The 24,139-nt window shown below is 48.3% G+C and carries 23 protein-coding genes; 12 read left to right on the top strand and 11 right to left on the bottom strand.

Annotated elements, in window-relative coordinates:
- Positions 1-295 precede the first annotated feature (295 nt).
- The 7 genes from O3681_RS08535 (at position 296) to O3681_RS08505 (ending at position 9,167) form a co-directional block, all read left to right on the top strand.
- The gene (locus O3681_RS08535; protein WP_371459742.1) at positions 296-2,311 is read left to right on the top strand and encodes a TonB-dependent receptor domain-containing protein; all 2,016 of its coding nucleotides are present in this window, start codon (positions 296-298) and stop codon (positions 2,309-2,311) included.
- A gap of 115 nt (positions 2,312-2,426) precedes the next feature.
- Positions 2,427-3,389, top strand: a complete 963-nt coding sequence (locus O3681_RS08530; protein WP_371459741.1) for a siderophore ABC transporter substrate-binding protein — start codon at positions 2,427-2,429, stop codon at positions 3,387-3,389.
- A 232-nt stretch (positions 3,390-3,621) separates the two neighbouring features.
- The gene (locus O3681_RS08525) at positions 3,622-4,590 is read left to right on the top strand and encodes an ABC transporter permease (RefSeq protein ID WP_371459740.1); all 969 of its coding nucleotides are present in this window, start codon (positions 3,622-3,624) and stop codon (positions 4,588-4,590) included.
- A complete protein-coding gene (locus O3681_RS08520; protein WP_371459739.1) occupies positions 4,580-5,551 on the top strand; it encodes an iron chelate uptake ABC transporter family permease subunit in 972 nt (323 codons plus the stop codon). The genes O3681_RS08525 and O3681_RS08520 overlap by 11 nt, the downstream gene beginning before the upstream one ends.
- 142 nt (positions 5,552-5,693) lie before the next feature.
- Positions 5,694-7,559 (top strand): acyltransferase family protein, encoded by a 1,866-nt coding sequence (locus O3681_RS08515; protein ID WP_371459738.1) that lies wholly within the window; start codon positions 5,694-5,696, stop codon positions 7,557-7,559.
- 140 nt (positions 7,560-7,699) lie between these two features.
- Positions 7,700-8,326, top strand: coding sequence for an FmdE family protein (locus O3681_RS08510; RefSeq protein WP_371459737.1), 627 nt, complete (start codon positions 7,700-7,702; stop codon positions 8,324-8,326).
- A gap of 82 nt (positions 8,327-8,408) precedes the next feature.
- Positions 8,409-9,167 carry an ABC transporter ATP-binding protein gene (locus O3681_RS08505; RefSeq protein WP_049328943.1) on the top strand — a complete coding sequence of 253 codons (759 nt, stop codon included), beginning with the start codon at positions 8,409-8,411 and terminating at the stop codon, positions 9,165-9,167.
- Positions 9,168-9,235: 68 nt separating this feature from the next.
- Here O3681_RS08505 and O3681_RS08500 read toward each other — a convergent pair whose 3' ends face one another.
- The 7 genes from O3681_RS08500 to O3681_RS08470 form a co-directional block, all read right to left on the bottom strand.
- A complete protein-coding gene (locus O3681_RS08500; RefSeq protein WP_371459736.1) occupies positions 9,236-10,528 on the bottom strand; it encodes a valine--pyruvate transaminase in 1,293 nt (430 codons plus the stop codon).
- 227 nt (positions 10,529-10,755) lie between these two features.
- Positions 10,756-11,532 carry a hypothetical protein gene (locus tag O3681_RS08495; protein WP_371459735.1) on the bottom strand — a complete coding sequence of 259 codons (777 nt, stop codon included), beginning with the start codon at positions 11,530-11,532 and terminating at the stop codon, positions 10,756-10,758.
- 2 nt (positions 11,533-11,534) lie between these two features.
- A complete protein-coding gene (locus tag O3681_RS08490) occupies positions 11,535-11,954 on the bottom strand; it encodes a hypothetical protein (protein WP_371459734.1) in 420 nt (139 codons plus the stop codon).
- Positions 11,955-12,359: 405 nt separating this feature from the next.
- A complete protein-coding gene (locus tag O3681_RS08485; RefSeq protein ID WP_107831934.1) occupies positions 12,360-12,881 on the bottom strand; it encodes a lytic enzyme in 522 nt (173 codons plus the stop codon).
- 66 nt (positions 12,882-12,947) lie between these two features.
- A complete protein-coding gene (locus tag O3681_RS08480; RefSeq protein ID WP_371459733.1) occupies positions 12,948-14,003 on the bottom strand; it encodes a hypothetical protein in 1,056 nt (351 codons plus the stop codon).
- A gap of 24 nt (positions 14,004-14,027) precedes the next feature.
- Positions 14,028-14,429 carry a hypothetical protein gene (locus O3681_RS08475; RefSeq protein WP_003684225.1) on the bottom strand — a complete coding sequence of 134 codons (402 nt, stop codon included), beginning with the start codon at positions 14,427-14,429 and terminating at the stop codon, positions 14,028-14,030.
- 392 nt (positions 14,430-14,821) lie between these two features.
- Positions 14,822-15,121 carry a porin gene (locus O3681_RS08470; protein ID WP_371459732.1) on the bottom strand — a complete coding sequence of 100 codons (300 nt, stop codon included), beginning with the start codon at positions 15,119-15,121 and terminating at the stop codon, positions 14,822-14,824.
- 95 nt (positions 15,122-15,216) lie between these two features.
- Between O3681_RS08470 and O3681_RS08465 the strand changes: the two genes are divergently transcribed.
- The 4 genes from O3681_RS08465 (at position 15,217) to O3681_RS08450 (ending at position 19,131) form a co-directional block, all read left to right on the top strand.
- Entirely contained in the window at positions 15,217-16,047 is an 831-nt protein-coding gene (locus O3681_RS08465) for a carbon-nitrogen hydrolase family protein (RefSeq protein ID WP_371459731.1), read from the top strand.
- Positions 16,048-16,056: 9 nt separating this feature from the next.
- Positions 16,057-16,602 carry a crossover junction endodeoxyribonuclease RuvC gene (gene ruvC / locus O3681_RS08460; protein ID WP_036492619.1) on the top strand — a complete coding sequence of 182 codons (546 nt, stop codon included), beginning with the start codon at positions 16,057-16,059 and terminating at the stop codon, positions 16,600-16,602.
- Between the two features lie 78 nt (positions 16,603-16,680).
- Positions 16,681-17,565: a lipid A biosynthesis lauroyl acyltransferase gene (locus tag O3681_RS08455; RefSeq protein ID WP_371459875.1), complete on the top strand. Its 885-nt coding sequence runs from the start codon at positions 16,681-16,683 to the stop codon at positions 17,563-17,565.
- A gap of 771 nt (positions 17,566-18,336) precedes the next feature.
- Positions 18,337-19,131 carry a 3'-5' exonuclease gene (locus O3681_RS08450; RefSeq protein WP_342685637.1) on the top strand — a complete coding sequence of 265 codons (795 nt, stop codon included), beginning with the start codon at positions 18,337-18,339 and terminating at the stop codon, positions 19,129-19,131.
- Between the two features lie 70 nt (positions 19,132-19,201).
- Here the strand turns inward: O3681_RS08450 and prmC are convergent, their stop codons facing one another.
- Genes prmC through tldD form a run of 3 tightly spaced genes read right to left on the bottom strand, consistent with a single transcriptional unit; the run spans position 19,202 to position 21,961 of the window.
- A complete protein-coding gene (gene prmC / locus O3681_RS08445) occupies positions 19,202-20,014 on the bottom strand; it encodes a peptide chain release factor N(5)-glutamine methyltransferase (RefSeq protein ID WP_371459730.1) in 813 nt (270 codons plus the stop codon).
- Complete coding sequence (locus O3681_RS08440) at positions 20,004-20,465, bottom strand: hypothetical protein (RefSeq protein WP_371459729.1); 462 nt, start codon at positions 20,463-20,465, stop codon at positions 20,004-20,006. The genes prmC and O3681_RS08440 overlap by 11 nt, the downstream gene beginning before the upstream one ends.
- 53 nt (positions 20,466-20,518) lie before the next feature.
- Positions 20,519-21,961, bottom strand: a complete 1,443-nt coding sequence (gene tldD / locus O3681_RS08435; protein WP_371459728.1) for a metalloprotease TldD — start codon at positions 21,959-21,961, stop codon at positions 20,519-20,521.
- 265 nt (positions 21,962-22,226) lie between these two features.
- On the opposite strand from tldD, the gene O3681_RS08430 reads away from it, so the two are divergent.
- Positions 22,227-22,742 carry a DUF4189 domain-containing protein gene (locus O3681_RS08430; RefSeq protein ID WP_371459727.1) on the top strand — a complete coding sequence of 172 codons (516 nt, stop codon included), beginning with the start codon at positions 22,227-22,229 and terminating at the stop codon, positions 22,740-22,742.
- 551 nt (positions 22,743-23,293) lie between these two features.
- On the opposite strand, the gene O3681_RS08425 is transcribed toward O3681_RS08430, so the two are convergent.
- Positions 23,294-24,136, bottom strand: coding sequence for a cell division protein (locus O3681_RS08425; protein ID WP_371459726.1), 843 nt, complete (start codon positions 24,134-24,136; stop codon positions 23,294-23,296).
- Positions 24,137-24,139 lie beyond the last annotated feature (3 nt).

Here is a 24,139-nt window from a genome sequence, read left to right as displayed (position 1 = left end):
GGGTTGTCTGCGACAAATTCAAGGGAAAAAGTAAAAATTTCTATGCAGTCTTTCCAAATATTTTCATACGCAAAAATGTTCGAGTACATATTTTTCAGACGGTCTGATATACCAACTGCAAAGTTCGTTTAAAAACAACCCACTTCCTTTACAAATTCAATACAACTCTTTACAACTGTTTCTTTTATATGCATTATTATAAATGATGATTATTCTTAATTACATATTTTAAAGATAATTTCTCTTTATTTGCTTTTATTTTTTATTACTGTCATTTTATTAAGGACATTTCTCAATGAATACGCCCCTGTTCCGACTGAGCCTACTGTCACTGACACTGGCGGCCGGTTTTGCACACGCAGAAAATGAAGCCAAAGACAACGTTGTGCTTGATACCGTTACCGTCAAAGGTCAGGCCACAAGCGCCACACACCGCGTAACGACGAAACGTATGGAAGAAACAACTTCCACTGATTTAAAAGACGTATTGTTCAACGAACCCTCTATTAGTTTCGGCGGCGGCAACGGTCAGTCGCAGTGGGTAACCATCCGCGGCATGGGTCAAGACCAAATAGACTATAAAGTTGACGATACTTACACCGACAGCCAGATTTTCCACCACAACGGCCGCTTTATGCTTGACCCCGCATTGGTAAAAGTCGTTGCCGTGCAAAAAGGTACGGGTTCGGCCTCCGCAGGTATCGGTGCAACCAGCGGCGCGATTGTTGCCGAAACTGTTGAAGCCAAAGATTTGCTGAGGGAAGGTCAAAACGTCGGTTTCAAAGTCAATGCCGGTATCAGCAGCAATAAAGGCTATTCACGCGGCGCAAGCGTTTATGGTCAGGCGGGCGGTTTTGACGCTTTGGTTTCAGGCAATTTCGTACGCGACAAAGAATACACGGCAGGCAAAGGCTACCGTAATCTGCTCGGAAGCGATAAGGTTTTAAACAGTGGATTGGGTTCACGCGGCTTGTTGGGCAAAATCGGCTATCGTTTCAACGAGGACAACCGTATTGAATTAAGCCACCGCCAAGAGAAACAATATGGGGAACGCGCCCTGCGCGAAGAGTTCGATTTCTCGCAAGTCTTCCAAACCGACCGCCGTACGGGTCAATACGTTTTGGATGCCAACGGCAACCGTATTCCGAATGTCGCCACCAACTCGCCGCGTTACCGCACGCTGACCCAAGACACCACCAACTTGGAATTCAAAGGCGGAAACTTGGGCTTTATCGACAAAATCAAAGCCAATGTTTACCGTTTGAATACCAAACGTGACGAAGTCCCCAATCCAAATTATGAATTAGACGGCGAAGTACGGACATACGGAGCCAATCTGAATCTCGACAGCCGTCTATTTGACCGCCATACCTTGAAATACGGAGTAAACTGGCGCACTCAAAAAAGCAGCTCAAAAGGAGAAAACAGCGAGAAGAAAAACGATGCCGGTGTATATGTAGAAGGCATTTGGGATTTCTCACCGGTTACGCTGACCACAGGTTTGCGCTATGACCGCTGGAAAATGAAAACCAGCAGTAATACAGAAAATTCAGACGGCAACCTCAATCCAAGCATCGGGTTGGTTTATGACATTACCCCTGATTTTTCCATCAACACCAGCCTGAACTATGCAACCCGCAGCCCCCGCCTGTACGAAGCAGCTTTAGCAAACAACAGGCCGATTATTTCATCACCTGACTTGAAAGCAGAACGCTCGCGAAATGCAGAAATCGGCTTTAACTACCACTGGAATTCTGCCCTGACGCTCTCCGGCAGCTATTTCCATCAGCAAATCAAAGATGTACAGGCCATCCGTCAAGAAGGACGAAACAACGTCTGGTATAACGGCGGCAAGCTGAAAAACACAGGTTACGAACTGAACGCCGCCTACCGCTGGAAAGGTCTGACTGCACGTGCAGGCGTAGCCTACAGCAAACCGAAGCTGAACGGCGATACCGCCGACAAAGTAACGACCGCCATCCCGATGGGACGCACATGGACAACAGGTCTGTCGTACCAATTCGACAATCCGAATCTGGAAATCGGCTGGCGCGGACGTTATGTCCAAAATGCAGGCTATGCCCCAACCTCGCGCGGCTCTGATGTGGCTCTGAATGTCGTCCGCGCAGGCTACGGCGTCAACGATATATTCGCCAACTGGAAACCGACAGGCAAAGACGACTTGAACGTCAACTTCTCCGTCAACAATGTCTTTGATAAAAACTACAAGCCGCACAGCCAACGCGCAGGTGCCAATTCTCTGCCTGAACCAGGCCGCGATGTCCGCCTAAGCGTGAACTACCGCTTCTAAGCAATCAGCTTGAAAAAGCCGTCTGAAAACAAAAGTTTTCAGACGGCATCTAGCTTTATAGCCCGATACAAGTTATCATTTCGATTTACTTTATTTCCGACCACGGAGAAACCCTATGTTACGTTTGACCGCTTTAGCCGTATGCTGCACCCTCGCTTTGGGTGCGTGTTCACCGAAAGATTCTGCGTCCAACCAAGCCCAAACTGCTTCCGCTTCTGCCGCCCAAACCGAAGGTGCAAGCCTGACCGTTAAAACGGCTCGCGGCGATGCGAAAGTGCCGCAAAATCCAGAGCGTATCGCCGTTTACGATTTGGGCATGCTCGATACTTTAAACAAATTGGGCGTGAAAACCGGTTTGTCCATCGACAAAAACCGCCTGCCCTACTTGGCCGAATATTTCAAAACGACTAAACCTGCCGGCACGCTGTTTGAGCCTGACTACGAAGCCTTAAACGCTTACAAACCGCAGCTCATCATCATCGGCAGCCGTGCAGCCAAAGCGTTTGACAAGTTGAACGAGATTGCACCGACCATCGAAATGACCGCCGAAACCGCCAATCTGAAAGAAAGTTCCAAAGAGCGCATCGACGCGCTGGCGCAAATCTTCGGCAAACAGGCCGAAGCGGACAAGCTGAAAGCGGAAATCGATGCTTCGTTTGAAGCGGCGAAAACTGCTGCGCAAGGCAAAGGCAAGGGTTTGGTGGTATTGGTCAACGGCGGTAAGATGTCGGCTTTCGGCCCTTCCTCACGTTTGGGCGGTTGGTTGCATAAAGACATCGGCGTTCCCGCTGTTGATGAATCGATTAAAGAAGGCAGCCACGGCCAGCCTATCAGCTTTGAATACCTGAAAGAGAAAAACCCTGATTGGCTGTTTGTTTTAGACCGCGGCGCGGCCATCGGCGAAGAAGGTCAGGCTGCGAAAGATGTGTTGAACAATCCACTGGTTGCCGAAACGACCGCCTGGAAAAAAGGACAGGTGGTTTACCTTGTTCCTGAAACTTATTTGGCGGCCGGCGGCGCGCAAGAATTACTGAACGCTTCCAAACAGGTAAGCGATGCGTTTAATGCAGCCAAATAATTCGGCACGGGCATAGCCGCCCGCTTCTTTCAGACGGCCTGAAGGGTTTGATGATGCACAGGATCAAGCTGCTTGACTTGAAGTCATTGGATCTAGGCCGTCTGAAAATACATGGTGCAAATGGACAATTTTTGCCTGTTTGCATCTGTTTTTATGATGGGCAAACCTGCCTTTTTTACCAAATACCTTAACCCTTCGTTCAGACGGCCTTATTTTTTTTCCGAACCATTTTATGTTTCACAAACCTTCATTTTTAAATGCGATCAACGGTGTGGCGCTGCTGATATTGTTTGCCGTCAGCCTGTCGGTCGGCGTGGCCGAATTCAAATGGTCCACCCTGTTTTCGCTATCCGACAGCCAGCAAGTGATGTTCATCAGCCGCCTGCCGCGCACGTTTGCGATTGTGCTGACGGGTGCGTCGATGGCGGTGGCCGGCATGATTATGCAGATTTTGATGCGCAACCGTTTTGTCGAACCGTCGATGGTGGGCGCAAGCCAAAGCGCGGCTTTGGGTTTGCTGCTGATGACCCTGCTGCTGCCGGCTGCGCCGCTGCTGGCAAAAATGTCGGTTGCCGCCGTTGCCGCGCTGATCGGGATGCTGGTCTTTATGCTGCTGATCCGCCGCCTGCCGCCGACCGCGCAACTGATGGTGCCTCTGGTCGGGATTATTTTCGGCGGTGTGATTGAGGCGGTGGCCACCTTTATCGCGTATGAAAACGAAATGCTGCAAATGCTGGGCGTGTGGCAACAGGGCGATTTTTCCGGCGTGTTGCTCGGACGGTATGAATTGTTGTGGGCAACGGGGATTTTGGCTTTGTTTGCCTATTTGATTGCAGACCAGCTGACGATTTTGGGTTTGGGCGAAACGGTAAGCGTGAACTTGGGACTGAACCGGACGGCGATTCTGTGGTCGGGGCTGATTATTGTGGCGCTGATTACGTCTTTGGTGGTCGTGACGGTCGGCAATATTCCGTTTATCGGCTTGGTCGTGCCGAACATCATCAGCCGCCTGATGGGTGACAAGCTGCGCCAAAGCCTGCCTGCGGTGGCCTTGCTGGGCGCGTCTTTGGTGTTGCTGTGCGATATTGTCGGACGCGTGATTGTGTTTCCGTTTGAAATTCCGGTCTCTACGGTTTTCGGCGTGATGGGGACGGTTTTGTTTTTGTGGCTTTTATTAAGGAAACCTGCTCATGCCGTCTGAAAAAAATATCGGTTTTATGGCAGGAAGCAGCCGTCCGTTGTGGGTCGCCTTTGCGCTGTTGCTGGTTTCCTGCATTCTGTTTATGACACTCAACGTCAAAGGCGACTGGGACTTTGTCTTGCACCTGCGCCTGACCAAGCTTGCCGCGCTGCTGATGGTTGCCTATGCGGTCGGCGTGTCCACTCAACTCTTCCAAACGCTGACCAACAATCCGATTCTGACCCCTTCGATTTTGGGTTTCGATTCGCTGTATGTGTTTTTGCAGACCTTGCTGGTGTTTACGCTCGGCGGCGTGGGCTATGCTTCCCTGCCGTTGACGGGCAAATTCGGCTTTGAACTGGTCGTCATGATGGGCGGCTCGCTGCTGCTGTTCTACACGCTCATCAAACAAGGCGGACGCGATTTGTCGCGCATGATTTTAATCGGCGTGATTTTCGGGATTTTGTTCCGCAGTCTCTCGTCGCTGCTTTCGCGCATGATTGACCCCGAAGAATTTACCGCCGCGCAGGCGAATATGTTTGCCACTTTCAATACCGTCCATTCGGAATTGTTGGGTATCGGCGCAATCGTGTTGCTCATAAGCGCCGCCGTAATCTGGCGCGAACGCCACCGCCTCGATGTTTACCTACTCGGCCGCAATCAGGCCATCAATTTGGGCATCAACTACACGCGCAATACCTTATGGCTGCTGTTGTGGATCGCCGCACTGGTTGCAACCTCCACCGCCGTTGTCGGCCCGGTAAGCTTTTTCGGCCTGCTGGTTGCCGCGCTGGCCAACCATTTTTCCCCGTCGGTGAAACATTCCGTCCGCCTGCCCATGACTTTTTGTGTCGGCGGCATCCTGTTGGTCGGCGGGCAAACCATCTTCGAACACTTCCTCGGCATGCAGGCCGTATTGAGCGTGGTCGTCGAATTTGCAGGCGGATTGGTATTTTTATATTTGGTGTTGAAAAAGAAATAAATTAAACGTGCCCAAACGCTCGCAAAAATAAATTCAGGCCGTCTGAAATCCATGTTTTCAAAATATTTAATCCTTGAAATGAAACTAAATTTCTGACATGTACTCATAGTAAACATTACTGGATTTACTAGAATTACAAAAAATGAGCACGACATTAAAATACCGTCCCGACTTGGACGGCATCCGGGCTTTGGCAGTCTTGGCTGTCATTATTTTCCACATTGATGCCGCTTGGCTGCCCGGTGGTTTTCTCGGTGTGGATATGTTTTTCGTTTTGTCCGGCTACCTGATCACCACCATCATCAGCCGCGAAATGCAAAACGGCAGTTTTTCGTTTTTAGAGTTTTATAAACGCCGCGCGAAGCGCATTTTGCCCGTTTTCTCCTGCGTATTGCTGTGTACGAGCTTGGCCGCCGCAATCTTTTTCTTGTCGTTTGACCTGCGCCAATACGTCAAATCCGCAGTGTTTGCGTTGCTGTTTTCGGCCAACCTGTTTTTTGCACGGCGCGGCGGCTATTTCGATGCCGACGCGGCGGAAAAACCTTTGCAACACATTTGGTCTTTATCTCTGGAAGAGCAGTTTTACTTTGTTTTTCCAGTTTTGCTGACTGCTTTTTTCCGATTCAGCAAAGGGCGCAACATCCGCCAATTCATTCTTTTGCTGATTATATTGAGCCTGTTGTCCGTCTTTTTGCCCACCTTCGGCATGGACCCTTATTTCCTGCCTTATGTGCGCGCATATGAGCTGCTGATCGGCGCGCTTTTTGCCTTTATTCCGCCCTCCCAAACCAACGACCGTTTCAGCACACCTTTGGTCGGCTGGGCGATGATGGCGGTTATTGCCGCCATGCTGCTGCTTCCTTACGGTGTGTTGCCCGGCGAAGGCAATATCGAACGGCTGCTGTGCTGTACGGCGGTTGGCGGCTTGATTTACTCGGGCAAAACCCTGCAAACGCAAAGCGGCTTCAATACCGCCAAACTGTTGAGCCTCAAGCCCGTTGTGTTTATCGGTTTGATTTCCTATTCGCTGTATCTCTGGCATTGGGTGGTCTTGGCCGTCATGCGCTATGTTTACATGGACAACGCTTTGCCGATGTCCGCGATTGTATTGGCAGTGGTGCTGATGTCCGGCTTGTCCGTTTTGTCCTATTACTTCGTTGAAACACCGGCACGACGGATAAAGAATTTCACCACCAAGAAATTCATCGGGGTAATCGCCGCCTATTTTGCCCTGCTGATTCCTGCCACCGGCTACCTGCTGACTGCCAAACCGGCCGCATACGAGGCAAACCTATATACGGTTGACGAAAGTAAAATCTGCGCGGATACCTTGACCAAAACCGACTGCGCTGTCGGCGCGGAAAACCAAAGCAGCAAAGTTCTGCTGATGGGCGACTCACACGCCGCCCACCTGACGCCATTTATCGATATAGTGGGCAAACAGGAAGGCTTTGCCGCCGACATTATCTCGTCCAACAGCTGCGGCGTTGCCTTCGGCTTCCTTCTGCCGCAAAGCGACCGACGTGCCAACCGCTGCAATCCTTACAACCGCTTTATCGCACAAAAGGTTGAAAACTATCCGGTGGTCTTTATCTCGCAACGTTGGTTCCTGCATACCGATAAGCCCGGTTTTACGGAGCATTTCGGCAAAATGCTCGATACCCTGATTCAACAGGGTAAACAGGTTTACGTCTTTGCTGACACGCCAATGAACGCGCAACTGCCCCTGCGCCATTACTACCTGAAACAGCGTCTCGGCATCGATATGCAATACGTTTCCGAGCATAAAAAAGCGGAAATTGCCCGCTCCGCCGAAGCCGACAAAACCATAGAAAACATCGTCAAACAGCGGCCTGCCGTGCATTGGGTCAACATCATGGGTCCGATTCCGGCAGACAAAACCATAGACGGCCTGCCGATATATTTTGACACCAACCACCTCAATACCCACGGTGTGACAAAACTGGCGGAAAAATTTATACAGGACAAAAAAATACTCCTAAAATAACACCGCAGTTTCAGTCCGAAACCTTTGCCGCAATACTGAATGCAAATGCCGCTCAAAGCGCAGTAAACAGTATGCCGCAAAGGTTTCAGGCCGTCTGAAACCTTCAGACGGACTAAGCAAACCCATAAAGGACAACCCTCATGACACAAGAACGCCTCCCTTCATTCTTCGATGACGCCCCGACCATTACCGTCCAAGACGCATTGGCCGACTTCCTTGGCGCGGCCGAAAACGGCATCCTCACTTACCGCTACGCCGATGCCGTGCGCCTGTGCGGCCACTCCTGCCCGACTGTCGCCGGAGCCTACCTGATGGTCATCAAAGGCCTGAAAGCTCTTTACGGCGCAGAGCTGCCGCAACGCGGCAACATCGAAGCCTTTATGCAGGGCAAGCGTGACGAAGGCACGACCGGTGTTACCGCTTCCGTCGTCCAACTACTTACCGGCGCGGCACCCGAAACCGGCTTTGGCGGCGTAGGCCCTGCCGGACGCTTTGCCCGCCGCCACCTCTTATCCTTTGGAGCAGGAGAAATCAACGGCACACTCGCGCTCCGCCGCCGCGATACCGGCAAAACCGTTGCCGTCAGCCTCAACGCCGCGCTCCAACCCTTTGCGCCGCAAATGCGCGACATCATGCCCAAAGCCGTCAGCGGCAGCGCAAATGCCGACGAACTCAAACAATTCAGCGAGCTTTGGCAAGAACGCGTCCGCGCCTTCCTGATTGACCAAGCCGACAATCCCGAATTTGTCACCGTCAAAGAAATCTAAAACGTCATAACTCAATAAGTTTCAGACGGCCTTAAAACTCAAGGCCGTCTGAAACCCCCAATTTCCATTTTCGGACCCGCCTATGATTACCATCCGCAACGTCAGCCACACCATCGGCAGCAACCCCATCCTCAACGACGTCAGCCTCGACATTCCCGAAGGCGGCATTACCGCGCTGATCGGCCCGAACGGCGCAGGCAAGTCCACCCTCCTCTCCTTTATGGCGCGCCTGCAGCCCTTGGTACACGGCGATATCAGCTACGCAGGCAAAGACATCAAAACCACGCCCACCGCCGAACTTGCCCGTACGCTCTCTATCCTTACCCAAGAAAACAGCATCATGAGCCGCATTACCGTGCGCGACCTGCTCATGTTCGGCCGCTATCCCTACCACCAAGGCAGGCCGTCTGAAACGGATAAAACCATCGTCGAAGAAGCACTTGCCGAGTTCCACCTGCAAGACTTTGCCGACCGCTACCTGACCGAGCTTTCCGGCGGCCAACGCCAACGCGCCATGATTGCCATGGTGTTCTGTCAGCGCACCGACTACGTTTTGCTGGACGAGCCGCTGAACAACCTCGACATGTATCATGCCCGCTCCCTCATGCAAATCCTGCGCCGGCTGACCGACGAACACAAGCGCACCACCGTCGTCGTACTGCACGACATCAACCAGGCCGCCGCCTACGCCGATTACGTCGTCGCCATGAAAAACGGCCAAGTCGCCATGCAGGGCAAGCCTAACGATATTTTTACCGCTGAAAACATCAAAACCCTATTCGATATGGACGTCAACGTCCTCGATTACGAGGGTAAAAAACTGGTTATCCACCATATCTAAATCCGACAAAAAGGCCGTCTGAAACCCGATTATTCAGGTTTCAGACGGCCTTTGCCTATTCAAAGCGTTTATTTTTTATCGTACAAACCGCGCACCACACGACCGATTGCGACAATACCTTTTTCCAGCGTTTCCGCGTCCTGCGCAATGCTCATGCGGATGCACTCGTGCGCGTGCGGATAATCTTGCGTATCGATGCCGACAAAGAAATGCTCGCCCGGAATAATCAGCGTGCCTTCGGCCTTGAGCATTTCGTACAAGGTTTGCGACGAAACGGGCAGGTTTTCAAACCAAAGCCACAAGAAAATCGCACCTTCAGGCTTGTGGATTTTCAACGGATACGCGCCCAATTCGCGTTTGAGCAGGGAAACCGCCGTTTGTGCCTGCCGACGGTAAAACGGCTGAATCACTTGGTCGGCCAGCTGTTTCAGACGGCCGTCGTTTAACAACGGAGCCGCAATCGCCGCGCCGAAACGGGTTGGCGACAGGTTCACAATCGCATTCAAACTGCTGACGGCTTTGACCACTTCCGGCGCAGCGACAATAATGCCGGTACGCACACCGGGCAGGCCGATTTTAGAAAGGCTGAAGCAGAGGATGATGTTTTCGTGCCAGTTGAGCGTCACATCGCTGTAAATAATATTCGGGAACGGCATTCCGTAGGCGTTGTCGATAATCAGCGGAATCCCATGCTCCTGCGCCAAAGCGTCCAAACGCGCCATCTCGCCGTCGGTCAACACATTGCCGGTCGGGTTGGTCGGGCGCGAACAGCAAATCGCACCGATTTTGCCCTCTTTCAACTCAGGCAGGCTCTCCAGCGCGTCAAAGTCCACGCGGTATTTGAAAAAGCCCGCTTCGCCTTCGTGTTCGACATTTTCGATTTTCGGCTTCACCGAAATAAAATGCTGCCCTTCGACATGCACGTCGGCATAACCGATATATTCAGGCGCAAGCGGCAACAAAATGGCTTTCTCAGCCGTTTGGCCGTCTGAAAGATTGAATTTGCCGCCAAACAGGTTGAACAAATAGAAAAACGCGTTTTGCGAACCATTGGTCAGCGCGATATTGTCCGCCGTCAGGTTCCAGCCGTATTCGCGGTTGAGAAACTCAGTCAAAGCCGCAATCAGCGCCGCATCGCCCTGCGGATTGGAATAATTGCCGATATTCTCAACAGCGTGTTCCGCCGCCAGTTTAGAAAACACATCGGCGAACACCGCATTGACTTCAGCAATCTTCGCCGGATTGCCGCCGCCAAGCATATTGATGGGTTTGTCACTTTTGAGCGCGTCGCCCAAATCATCCATCAACTGCAAAATGCCGCTGTGTTGTATGAATTTTTCGCCGAATGCTGAAAACTGCATGGAAACTCCGTTGCTGGGTGTGTAAAAACAATAAACCGCTATTATAAGAACAAAGGCCGTCTGAAAACCAGTTATCCTGATTTTTCAGACGGCCTTTAGTTTCTCAGTTATCTATGCTGAATAACCCGATAGCCATTTTCTACGCTTTATTATTCATACGTAACTATCCATTGAAAGAATAAGAGAAAATCGTACTATCATCAGCATTCTTCAAATTTGGGAAGGATTTAACCAAACGAACGACCGCCATAGCTGCGCTCTTCTTGAACTTGCGGAACATTTTGAGCGACTTCTTGAGTCTGATTTTGTTTTAAAATTTCTCGCAACTCATCTCTAAAATTCGCCACCACATCGGCATTTTCAGCTAATGCTTTGGTTGTGAACGCACCATCTTTGTCGTTTTTAAAGCCTTGAATTAGAGCTTGGAGTTTGTCAGCTGCAGTTAAAGTTGATTTAGCAAAATTTACGCCTATTTCTCCGAGATTAGCACTTACCTTTTTATGTTGTAACTCCCAGTTTTGGCGAATATTCCTTAACTGTTCCTCAGGTATCAATAAAGACTCTTCTCCTGGTGTTAAAGCATGCCCTAAATCAGGATCATTTAACCCCATACCTTTTAGTAAGGTGGAAGCAACAGAGTTGCTATTATCTCCTAAACCGAAGAATGGATATGTGAATTCATGTTTATTAATTTCTTTTCCTATCGCATACCCTAAATTAAATTTATCCATAACATCTTTATAATTCCCTTCAAAAACTACTTCTTGATTTTGAGACGAATTATAAAAAAAACCTTTTACTTCTTTTTCATTGTAAACATACAATTTATCAGAAGGTAAATAACCGATTGGTTTAATTTCCCCATCTTTTGATGTCGCAAGTCCATTCAATTCATGGATTACCCGATTATTAGGATCCAACACAGCAATAAAATTATGTCCAGCTATACCTCCTATAAGAGGTAATTGTGATTTAACAATTTTATAGTTTCCAGTATTTTCCATATTTAATTCACTTTCTCTGTGTCTTCTACAATTTGATATTCGATCTTCAAGGAATCCATCCCTCTTTTAGGAGAAATAACGATATGATAAATACGTTTAGCCCGGCCACTTCCCGAGCTAATACCGGCAACCTTGGTTTTAATATATCCTGAATACTCGCAAATCTCTTTTTCTACTTCACAAGTCATACCCATTTGAGAAACGGTCTTTCTAATATTATCAGCACTTTCATCACCACTTAACTGAGCATAAATCATTTTGCTCAATACTTCTTTTTCAGGTTCATTTGGAAATGTTTTAGTAATATATTCTTTAACTTTCCCATGGGGCAAATTATCATAATTAACAGTCATTTTGGGAAAGCCTAAATCACAAGCTGCCAAAAGAAGGGACAAACTCAAAAGAATAGTTAGTTTTTTCATTTTAAAACTCCTTAACTTTTTAGCAATCTAAACCATTACAATAACTATTTCTTTATAATTAATAAGTTCACATTAAATTATTCACATTATAGCGATATTTCGCAAACATAGATAAAATAAAACGACAAACGGTCATATTTTAAGACAATGTACAAAACTTTCCAAAATCCATTCTCTCTTTTATCATGCTTCCATAAATTTCATAAAATAGATGATTTTAAGCCTACCAATTTTTTTAAGCATCCCTTATACAAAAAAGAGCGTATACAACACACTCCTAAAATTCTTCATTTTAAACAATAAAAACTGTGATCTAAAAGCACATTTTACAATTATCCTCACAATAGAAAAAGGCCATCTGAAAACCAGTTATCCTGATTTTTCAGACGGCCTTTAGTTTCTCAGCTATCTATGCTGAATAACCCGATAACCATTTTCTACGCTTTTACCTGTCTTGGCACAAAGTTCATCACCGCATCGCACGATATTGGCTCTATTGATGCGACCGACCATATCTGCATCCTGCCGTTTTTGGTCAATCAACATTGTATAAAAGAAAGATAATGCCAATCCGCCAATAACCAATGTTGCCATTGCAAGCGAAATAATCCATACCAAACGTGAAGAAATCTTCTGATTTTCTTCATTTACCTTATTCAAATATACATTGAATTCACGTACTTGATCAGCCATTTGATTGCGTGCCTTTTCCATGTCACGCACATAACCAGCCACAGAATTTGACATTTCTTTCGTCACTTCCGCGCGTACCATCTCCGTAATCATCTTGCGTTGATCGTAAAGTGATTTATCCAATTTATCCTCAAGATTTTGGACAATCTGATGAGCACTTTGCCTAAATTGTACCATTACCTCGGCGGTTTCAAGCAAAAGATTATGTGCCTGTTCAAGTTCGTTATTATTCATGCGTAACTATCTATTGAAAGAATAAGGGGAAACGTGCTATCAGCATTCTTCAAATTTGGGAAGGATTTAACCAAACGACCGACCGCCATAGCTGCGCTCTTCTTGAACTTGCGGAGTATTTTGAGCGACTTCTTGAGTCTGATTTTGTTTTAAGGTCTCTCGCAACTCATCTCTAAAATTTGCCACCATATCGGCATTGTCAGCCAATGCTTTGGCTGTGAACGTACCATCTTTGTCGTTTTTAAAGCCTTGAATTAAAGCTTGAAGTTTATCGGCTGGCCTGTCATTACCCTCAGAAGATTTGGAATGTTCTTGCTGACGAGTTGGAGCTGTGATTCTTTCGATATTTTCGTCCCGACGTTTTGCATCTGCCGGGTGACTAATTCCATATGCAGTATTCATACGGAAATTTTTTAAATCTTCCATATCAAGCTGACCATGCACTTTTACAGTTTTATTTCCAGGCAAAGTAACTCCATTGTCTTTTTCTGTTTGTGCAATAAACTTAACAAGAGCCTCATTAACTTTTGCACCATATTGATTGCCAATATCCGCAATAAAGACCTTTGCTTGCATACTGTTATTCAAAAATTCTCTATTTACTTTATTTTTAACATTACTAATCTTTTCCTCTACCTTTAAAATTTTATCATCTAAATTTTCATTATAGTTTTCATTAATTAATTTTATTCCTGTCGGAGATGATAGCGCAGCATCCAATTTAGGCTTGATTTGCTTGTAGAATGCTTTATCTTCATCACTCATGCCCCGAGTTGCTATCTTTCCTTCCTTAGTCTTGACATCATTAAATGGTTTGTATATCCGATGAAGCTGCATCATATCAGATTCTGATAAAAAAGAATTTCCTGCATTATCTTCGGCATGATGAAGTATTTTTTCTAATAACTTTTGGCCATTTTTATTAGATCCCACATCAAATTGAATTCCACCAAAGCTTGGACCACTAGAACCATTTACAGCATTAGACATTTCATATGCACCATACCCCCCACGCAATTCATTTACCATCATAGCTTGATGTAGATAATATTTAAAACCATCTTTAGGGGTTAAATGATCGCCACCGGTAAAACGAAGACCATGATTCGCTTTCTTTGCCATACTTTATTCCTTTCTTAAAACAAATTAGAAGCGCTCCAATGCTTTCAAATGAGCTTGCGATTGCTCAATTCGGCATTGAAGAATATACCAATCAGATGCAGATTTTAGATCTGTATTATTTGTAGGATCAGAACAAAGTTGTTCTCTATATGCATTCCAAGTTTTACGTACTTTAATAAAATAAGAGGAAGGCAAAGCATGTAGAGCCATATCTTTTTGTTTTACTCGTCGGTATATCATCTTATATTTTTCATCAATTTTTTTTTCTAAACGGCTATCCCAAACATCCAAGCAATCATAACTAACATTTTCAATATTTTCTAACGCACTTTTAGGACAGACTTCTTTTTTATGCTCTATATTTTCCTGTGCAAAACATGAACCTGCCCCTAATAGGCAAACAGAAAGAAATAATGCTTTTTTCATTTCAAACTCCTTAAATTTGTAATGTCTTATCCCATTATAGCAATAATCATTTTTAAAACTTATAAAGTTACATTTTATTGCTCACAATATTCTAGCACCATTTTAAAAACTTAGTACTAATAAATAACTATCAATTAGATTTTAAAGATAGAATTTAAAAAGTAACCGCTCTTTTATTATGCTTCTATAAATTTCATAGAATAGATGATTTTAATCCTACCTATTTTTTCAAACATCCTTTAATACGAAAAAAGGTATATGCAAGCCCTAAAAAACTCGTAATTTAAAACAATAAAAACAGCAAGTTAAAAATACACTATACAATTATCCTCCCTATAAAAAACAGGCCGTCTGACAATCTTTCAGACGGCCTTTACTATTCAATCTTTCCTTTAACGGCCAAAATTCTCGCGGCGTTCGCGCCAGTCTTGGCGGATGGAGCCGCTTTTACCGATCGGTGTGTCTTGTTCGACTTCCCAAATAAAATTCGTTCCGCCGCCAATCGGATGCGAGCCGCGTAAACCGATGTGGCTGCCTTGGTCGGCAACGGCGGTTCGGCTGTATGTTTGGCCGCCGAAACGGGTTTGCGAGGTTTCGATGCCGCTTTTGATGCTGCCGTAAAGCTGTACGTCGGCATGTGCGGCGAGTGCGGCGGTGGAAAGTGCGGCAGTGAAGAGAAGTTTCAAGTTCATGGTTTATCCTTTTTTTGGAGAGGAATTGTGAGGCGATTGTATCGGCCTTGTGCGTAAACAAGTTACAATTCTTGCAAAATCTGACAGGAGTTTTGATGATGCGCTCTTTACGCGCCGCCGCTGTGCAAATGGTGTCGTCCACCAACCCCGAAACCAATATTGCCACGATGAAACGCCTTGTCCGCGAGGCGGCCGAACAAGGGGCGGATTGGGTGTTGCTGCCCGAATATTGGCCGCTGATGGGCAAAAACGATACGGACAAGCTGGCATTTTCCGAGCCTTTGAATGATGGAGACGTCGGCGAAACCTGCGACACCCATTTTCAGACGGCCTTAAGCGAAACGGCAAGGGAATGCGGCGTGGTGTTGTTTGGCGGTACGATTCCGCTGCAAAGCCCAAACGCGGGCAAGGTGATGAATACAATGCTTGTATATGACCGCAACGGCAACCGAATCGGGCTTTACCACAAAATGCACCTTTTCGGCTTTTCCGGTTTGGGCGAACGCTACGCCGAAGCCGATACGATACTGGCGGGCAGCGATGTGCCGAAGCTGAGCGTGGACGATGTTCCGCTGGCGGCCGGCGTCTGCTACGATTTGCGCTTTCCTGAGTTTTTCCGCGCGCAGCAGCCGTTTAATGTTTTGCTGTTGCCTGCCGCGTTTACCTACACGACCGGCAAGGCGCATTGGGAATTGCTGCTGCGCGCCCGTGCGGTGGAAAACCAATGCTACGTCATTGCGTCGGCACAAGGCGGACTGCATGAAAGCGGCCGCCGCACATTCGGCCACAGTATGATTATCGACCCTTGGGGAGATGTGTTGGCAACGTTGCCGGAAGGCGAAGGTGTGATTTGTGCCGATTTGGATACCGCGCGCCTGCAAAGCGTGCGCACGCGCCTGCCTGCCCTGAAACACCGATTACTTTAAACACGCACTATGTCTCACTCCCAACCTACTCGCATTCTCGGCATCGACCCCGGCAGTCGCGTGACCGGCTTCGGCGTTATCGATGTCCACGGCCGCGAGCATCATTATGTTGCTTCCGGCTGTATCAAAACACCGACCGGCGCGTCGCTTTCCGAACGCATCGCCGTGATTGTCCGCCATATCGACGAAATCATCCGCCACTATCAGCCGCATCAGGCGGCCATCGAGCAAGTGTTCGTCAACGTCAATCCGGCCGCGACGTTAATGCTCGGTCAGGCGCGCGGTGCAGCGATTGCCGCTTTGGTTATGCACGATTTGCCCGTATTTGAATACACCGCGCTTCAAGTCAAGCAGGCTGTGGTCGGCAAGGGCAAGGCCGCCAAAGAGCAGGTGCAGCATATGGTGGTCCAAATGCTCGCACTTTCAGGCACGCCTCAAGCCGATGCCGCCGACGGACTCGCCGTTGCCCTCACCCATGCCCTGCGCAATCACGGATTGGCTTCGCAACTTAACCCCGACGGCCTGCAGGTCAAACGCGGCCGTTTCCAATGGTAAGCCGACATTCAGGCCGTCTGAAATAGTGTTCCAGCCCGTTTTCAGACGGCCTTTCGGTTATAATAGCCCTTTGCCCACATACAGCGAGCCTTCATGAAAGCCGCCTTCCTTTTTCTCTACCTCATCCGCCTACTGCCTTTTTGCGTGTTGCACAAGATTGCCGACGCGATCGGCATTCTCGCTTATTACGCAGTCAAACCGCGCCGCAAAGTCGGTGAGGTCAACCTCAAAAAATGCTTTCCCGAGCTGAACGACAGCCAGCGCACTGCCCTGCTCAAACGCCATTTCCAACACATGGCGAAACTGATGCTCGAATACGGCCTCTACTGGTACGCGCCTGCGGACAAGCTGCGCTCGTTGGTACGCTATCAAGACAAACACCATCTTGACGAAGCCCTCGCCGCCGGCGAAAAAGTCATCATCCTCTATCCGCACTTTACCGCATTTGAAATGGCGGTTTACACGCTCAATCAGGATGTGCCGCTGACCAGCATGTATTCGCACCAAAAAAACAAAGCCCTGGACGAGCAAATCCTGAAAGGCCGCTACCGCTACAACAATGTTTTCCTGATCGGCCGCACAGAAGGCCTGCGCGCCATCATCAAACACCTGCGCAAAAGCGATGCGCCCTTTCTCTATTTGCCCGACCAAGACTTCGGCCGCAACGATTCCATTTTCGTCAATTTCTTCGGCATTCAGACGGCCACGATTACCGGCCTCAGCCGTATCGCCGGCATGACCAAAGCCAAAATCATTCCCGCTATCCCCACGCGTGAAGCCGACAATACCGTAACCCTGCGCTTCTATCCGGCTTGGTACAATTTCCCGACCGAAAATGTCGAAGCCGACACCCAGCGCATGAACGACTTCATCGAAGAGCGGGTACGCGAGCATCCCGAACAATATTTCTGGCTGCACAAACGCTTCAAAACCCGTCCCGAAGGCGAAAGCAGCTTTTATTGACTACATTGAATTACAATTTGAATATGCAAAAAGCGGCGAAATCCTTCTTTCGCCGCTTTTTCATTTTAATTGAATCAAACCGAAACTCATGTTTGATTTTAAACAATCAAATAATATTCCGCTTTAAATGCTTTAAAAACAACTTTTTTCATCGTGATTGAAACTTTCAAACAACCCTATATTTTTTCTAAAATGAAAAACATCAGGCCCAATACACTTTTTTCATTTACATATTAAATTTAATTTCTTTTAAAAACAATATATTAAAAAACAGCTCATCTAAAAAAATACATTTTAATCATTCAAAATATGAAATAAAATTAAATTAAAATTTAAAAAAACAAAATAAATATCTAAATTTAAAATAATTATGAAATATAATTGCAAAATATGACAACACCTGAAATTTATACCGAAACCAGCCTTCAGAAAAAAATACTTGGCAAACTGTAAAAATTCGCGTAAATTTCACTACATCAAATTACAAAACGTTCAGACGGTCTCGCCGGTTTTAGATACTTTTGTAAACAGTTTTCTTGATATTGCAAGAAATTGCGGTATTTTAGAGGATTTCGGTGCAATACCCGAAATCAAAGTTTACCGATGCAGAGTTGAGCTGCATCTGTAAAGCCGCAGGTGAAAGCCTGTATTGTTTGTGAAGCGTAAATCTCTGATTTGAGGTATTGGGGCAATCCTGTGGGGGATTGCCTCTTTTTTTATCTGCGCCGTCATGCCACAATGACATCATCCCTTATCCAACCCGATCACACCATGACTCCGATACTCGCCTTCGACATCGAAACCATTCCCGACGTAAACGGCATCCGCCAGCTTTACGATTTGCCTGCCGATTTGCCCGACAACGAAGTCGTCCTGTTTGCCCAGCAGCAACGCCGCGCTAAAACCGGCAGCGACTTTATGCAACACCATCTGCACCAAGTCGTCGCCATCTCCTGCTGTATGCGCTGGGGTCAGGACAAAATCCGCGTCAGCACCATCGGTGATCCCGAAGACAGCGAAGAAGTCATGATTGCCAAGTTCTTCGAGGTCATCGAAAACTATACGCCGCAACTCGTCAGCTGGAACGGCGGTGGTTTCGACCTGCCTGTCCTCCACTACCGCGCCCTGATACACGGCATCAGCGCCGCCCGTTATTGGGACACGGGCGACGGCGACTTTGGCGACAGCCGCGACTTTAAGTGGAACAACTACATCAGCCGCTACCACACCCGCCATTGCGACCTGATGGATTTGCTCGCCCTCTACCAACCGCGTGCCAGCGTGCCTTTGGACGACATGGCCAAACTCTGCGGCTTCCCCGGCAAACTGGGCATGGACGGCAGCAAGGTTTGGGACGCCTATCATGCAGGTCGTCTGAAAGACATCCGCGACTATTGCGAAACCGATGCCGCCAATACCTACCTGATGTATATGCGCTTTCGCATGATGAGCGGTGCGCTCGATGCCGACGAATACGAAGTCGAAATCAAACGCATCAAACATTATCTGGCCGCACAAGCCGAAGAAAAACAACACTGGGCGGAGTTCGTCGCTGCTTGGCGTTAAACCAGGCCGTCTGAAAACCAAAAGGGCGCGATCGACACGCCCTTTTTTATATTCCGACAAACCATGCCCACTAAGCAGGCAAACGCCCCAGCGTGACCCTGTCCAATCCTGCCAAATCCTGTTCGGTTGCCACTTCGGCAAAACCATTCTCCAGCATAATATTCCGCACTGCTTCACCTTGATCATAGCCGTGTTCAAACAGCAGCCAGCCGTTGGCTTTCAGGTATTTGGGGGCTTCTTGGGTAATGTGGCGAATATGGCTGAGGCCGTCTGAAAAGTCGGTCAGCGCATTTTGCGGTTCAAACCTCAAATCGCCTTGCGACAAATGTTCATCGCCGTTCTCGATATACGGCGGATTGGAAACAATCACATCGTATCCGCCTTCAGACGGCCTGTCGGTATCAAACCACGAACCCTGTGCAAACTCCACTTTTGCGTCCAATTCGGCCGCATTTTGGCGGGCAGTATCCAAAGCACCGACGCTGATGTCGGATGCGCGAACATCGGCATCACCGCGTTCAAGCGCGATGGTTACGGCAATGGCGCCGCTTCCCGTCCCCAAGTCCCACACACGGCCTTGCGACGGCAAGCGTTTGAGCACGGCTTCCACCAAATGCTCGGTTTCAGGGCGTGGAATCAGCACATGGGGATTGACGGCAAAACGTCGTCCGTAGAACTCGCGCTCGCCCAACAGATAGGCCATCGGCTCGCCTTTCAGACGGCGTTGAGCCAAAGCCTCCAAGGTTTGCAGGGCAGAGTCTGCCAAATCGTCCGTACCGCGTGTCACCAGCTGCGCACGCGTATAACCCAGCGCATATTGCAACAACATCCGCGCTTCATTTTTGGGCAGTGCCGATTGGCGCAACCATTCATCAAGCGTCATTTTTCGTCCCATCTGCCAGCGTTGTGGCTTTTCTTTCCTTATTCTTTCCGGCAAACGTACCGATGGTGGCAACCGCAAATGCGGCATACCACAAATAAAATCCGGCGCCGTAGCGCACAATATCCGATGTATTCCCTGCTTCATCGACGTGTACGGCTTTCACACTGAAAGCCACCAACGCCAAGCCCCAAAGTGCCGCATGGACAGGCACGACCTTCTTCCGCAACGCCAGCAAAACAATGGCCGCTAACCAAACATAATTCGCATAGGCCGCACAATACCTGATATCCAAAGAAGCAAATATCGATCCCAAAATCAAAACGGTCAAACCCTTCATGCTTTCATGATTGCCCAAATAAAATGCAACATTGGACAAAGACGCTATCCATAGGGCAACCGACACCAGCAACATCACTATGGGAAAACTTGATTTCCGATTCTGTTCCTGCATGGTTTCATCCTAATGTAAAAGGCCGTCTGAAAACTTTTCAGACGGCCTGCCGTTTAAATTTCGCTACCGCCGACGGTCAGTCCGGCATCAATCCTCAATGTCGGTTGTCCGACGCCGACAGGAACGCTCTGCCCTTCTTTGCCGCAGACACCGATGCCGCTGTCGAGCGCGGAGTCGTTGCCTATCATGGAAACGTGTTTCAGCACTTCGGGGCCGTTGCCGATGATGGTCGCTCCTTTGACAGGATATTGCAGCTTGCCGCCTTCCACCCACCACGCTTCGGATGCGCTGAACACGAACTTGCCGCTGGTAATATCCACTTGTCCGCCGCCGAAGTTGACGGCGTAAATGCCCTTGTCGATGGACGCGATGATTTCTTCCGGCTCATAGCCGCCGTTTTCCATAAAGGTATTGGTCATGCGCGGCATGGGCGCAGAAGCGTAACTTTCGCGGCGGCCGTTGCCGGTCGATTGCGTACCCATCAAGCGGGCGTTGGTTTCGTCCTGCATATAGCCGACCAAAATACCGTCTTCAATCAATACGGTGCGGCGGGTTTCGTTGCCTTCGTCGTCGATATTGAGCGAACCGCGTCTGTCGGCAATATCGCCTTGATCCACAACGGTCACGCCTTTGGCGGCCACGCGCTCGCCGATTCTGCCGGAGAAAACGCTGGTTTCTTTGCGGTTGAAATCGCCTTCCAAACCATGTCCGACCGCTTCGTGCAGCAACACGCCCGGCCAGCCGTTGCCCAAAACAACGGTCATCTCGCCGGCAGGCGCAGGACGGGATTCGAGATTGGTCAGGGCTTGTTTGACGGCGGAATCGACAAACCGACAAACCAAGTTTTCATCGAAATACGCCAAATCATAACGCCCGCCACCGCCCGCGCTGCCCTGCTCGCGACGCTCGCCCTGCTTGGCAATGACAGTTACGTTCATGCGCACCATCGGGCGGATATCAGCAGCGTGTTTACCATCCAGACGGGCGATGTACACCATGTCGTATTCGCAGGTCAAACCGGCCATCACTTGCACGATACGCGGATCGGCGGCTTTGGCCAGCGTTTCAACTTTGTTCAACAGCGCGACTTTGGCAGCGGAATCGAGGCTGGCAATAGGGTCAATCGCCATGTGGACAGGCTTGCCGTAGGCAGGTGTCGGCACTTTGACGCTGGCCTCGTTGCCGGCCGCACCAATCACGCGCACGGCTTTGGCAGAGCGGTTGATTGAATCGATACACAGGCTGTCGGCGTAGGCAAAAGCAGTCTTATCGCCCAAAACGGCACGCACGCCCACGCCCTGATCAATTTGGAAGCTGCCCGATTTGACGATGCCTTCTTCCAAATGCCAACTTTCATAGGCAGTGCGCTGACAATAGATGTCGGCATAATCGACATGGTTGGCGCCGATAATGCTCAGGCTTTGGGCGAGCAAATCGGGGGAAAGATGGTTGGCTTCGAGCAAATCTCGCTGTACAGCGGCGTAGGTTTGTTGCATAATTTTTCAGACGGCCCGACAAGCAGGCAAAGTTAATTTGGCCTTGATTATACGGTATTTTATATGGCTTTGGATATGTTGATTGCTTGGGTTTATGAGTGATTGAAACAAATCAAAAGGCCGTCTGAAACATAGGAATATAGGGTTGAAACGTTTGCCTTGCCCTATTTCAACGTCAGCCGCGTAAAGAAGATAACAAATCATCGTATGATTCATGCAACGGCAGACTGATAAAGATTCAAATAATAAATAGATTGGAATTAAAATGAAAAAGTTATTTGTTGTATTGCTAGGACTGGCAAGCCTTAATGTTTATGCCAACGGCTGTGGCGGTGAATACCAACCGGCAACTGGAACTTGCCGTATTATCGACAGCTCGGGCCGACAAATTTTATATAATGTTCCACAATCAAAAGTAGCTAAGCCCACAAAAAAAATAGAATATGTAGATGTGCACGTCCCATCTAAGTTTGGAGCTATCGCAATCAGTAAAAAGGCTGGCCATATTACAGGTTCTTTAAATCATAGGTCATTAGCAGAAGCAAAAAGTGAAGCAATTAAGCGTTGTAAGAAAGGTAGTAATGGAGCTTCTTGTGAAATTCTTAAATGGGTTAGAAATGGCTGCATTGCTGCGGCAGTAGGAAATTTAAAAGGTACTCCTATAATTATAGGCGGTGCTGCTGAGCAAGGAGTTTCCGAACAAACAGCTATGACAAATTGCACCAATACAGGCGCACAAGAATGTAGAATCCTAATGCCAGAGGGTTGCTCTTTACCCTAATTCTTATACGCTATACTTTCCTCTATCCCCATTCTATTTTAACGAGTACAACACGATAAAATGCTTATCCAGTTTTGTTTTAACTGCGACACTGTTGCCATTTTCTGTCTCTGCCGGCAATGTTTCAGACATTGCCGGCAAGCTGCCGACAGGAGATGCCAAATATGCTTGTGGGTCATCAACGGCCTTTTCAATCACGGCAAAGCCAATACCGAAACTTAATTTCCATACAAAACAATCTGCTACAAAAAAATCCCTTATTTTTTTAGTTTTGCTATTGATAATAGTTATTATTAGCGTATAATCAAACTCACTCGGAAGACGTCCTAATCCGAGCCATTAAACGACAGATTTTATCCCCCTCTTCCCCATTATCTCTTGATACTCGGAGTGCGCATATACGAAACATACCTGTTCCCCTTTATATCAGATACTCAAAACCGAAAAACATGAAACCCACTGCCGATACAGTGGGTTTCATGTTTTGCAGCGTTCGGTTTATCAGACTTGACCAGCTATTGATCAGGCCGTCTGAAACTGAATAGACCTGATTATCGGCAGGTTTTCATGTTCAACTTGCCATAACGGCCGACAATGTTTCTGATGTCTTGGGCATCGCGCTCGTCAACAGCCATAAAGACCACGGTCATGCGCGCCACGCTTAAACCGGTATCGGGTGCGCTTCTGTCTTCCTGTTCGACAATGCGCGCGCCGCCGAAACCTGCGCTGGACAAGCGTGAAATCAAAACTTGGGCGGAAGAGCGGCTGCGTGTCACGTCAATGCTGATTTCGCCGTTATGAATGCTGCCGCTAAAGCCGCGGCTGCCCAAGGCGTCAAGCTGGGCGGAAGTGTCGCCGTCGGCAGGCAAGACCACGCGGAAGGTTTTGAAAGAAGTTTCGCCACCAGATGCGCCGTTGCGTTTTTCGATACTGCGGCTGGCCGCATGAGGCCATTTGCCCAACAGACCTTTGATGCGGTGGTAATCGTCTTCGTCCATCACTACGGTGGCGCTGCTGGTACACAAGCGTTCCACGCCGGCCGCGTCCATCTCTTCTTCGGCGGCGCGGCGTTCTTGCGCCTCTTTCTCGCGGCGCATTTTTTCTTTTTTCTCTTTCAACTGCTGCGCTTCTTGTTTTTTACGCAAGGCTTCTGCTTCTTCGGATTCGGGTTCGGCCATGATCAGGCCGTCTGATTCATCCGCCACCCAATCGGGCTGCGATGCCTGCTGCGGCTCGGCTTTGGGCGCGTCCAAAGAAGACGGGCGCAATAATTCGTGCGTGCCACCTTCCAAAGCAGATTCGGGTTTGATGGTTTTATGTTGTGTCCGATAGGCAACCATGCTGCCAAAAACAATGATGTTGAGTGCGACCAAGACCGCAAACAGCCATTTCATGAT

It is taken from the genome of Neisseria sp. 27098_8_158 (genome assembly GCF_041433145.1).
GTDB lineage: Bacteria > Pseudomonadota > Gammaproteobacteria > Burkholderiales > Neisseriaceae > Neisseria > Neisseria subflava_E.
Note: the sequence above shows the minus strand (reverse complement) of the source record. Positions and strands in the feature narration are given on the sequence as shown.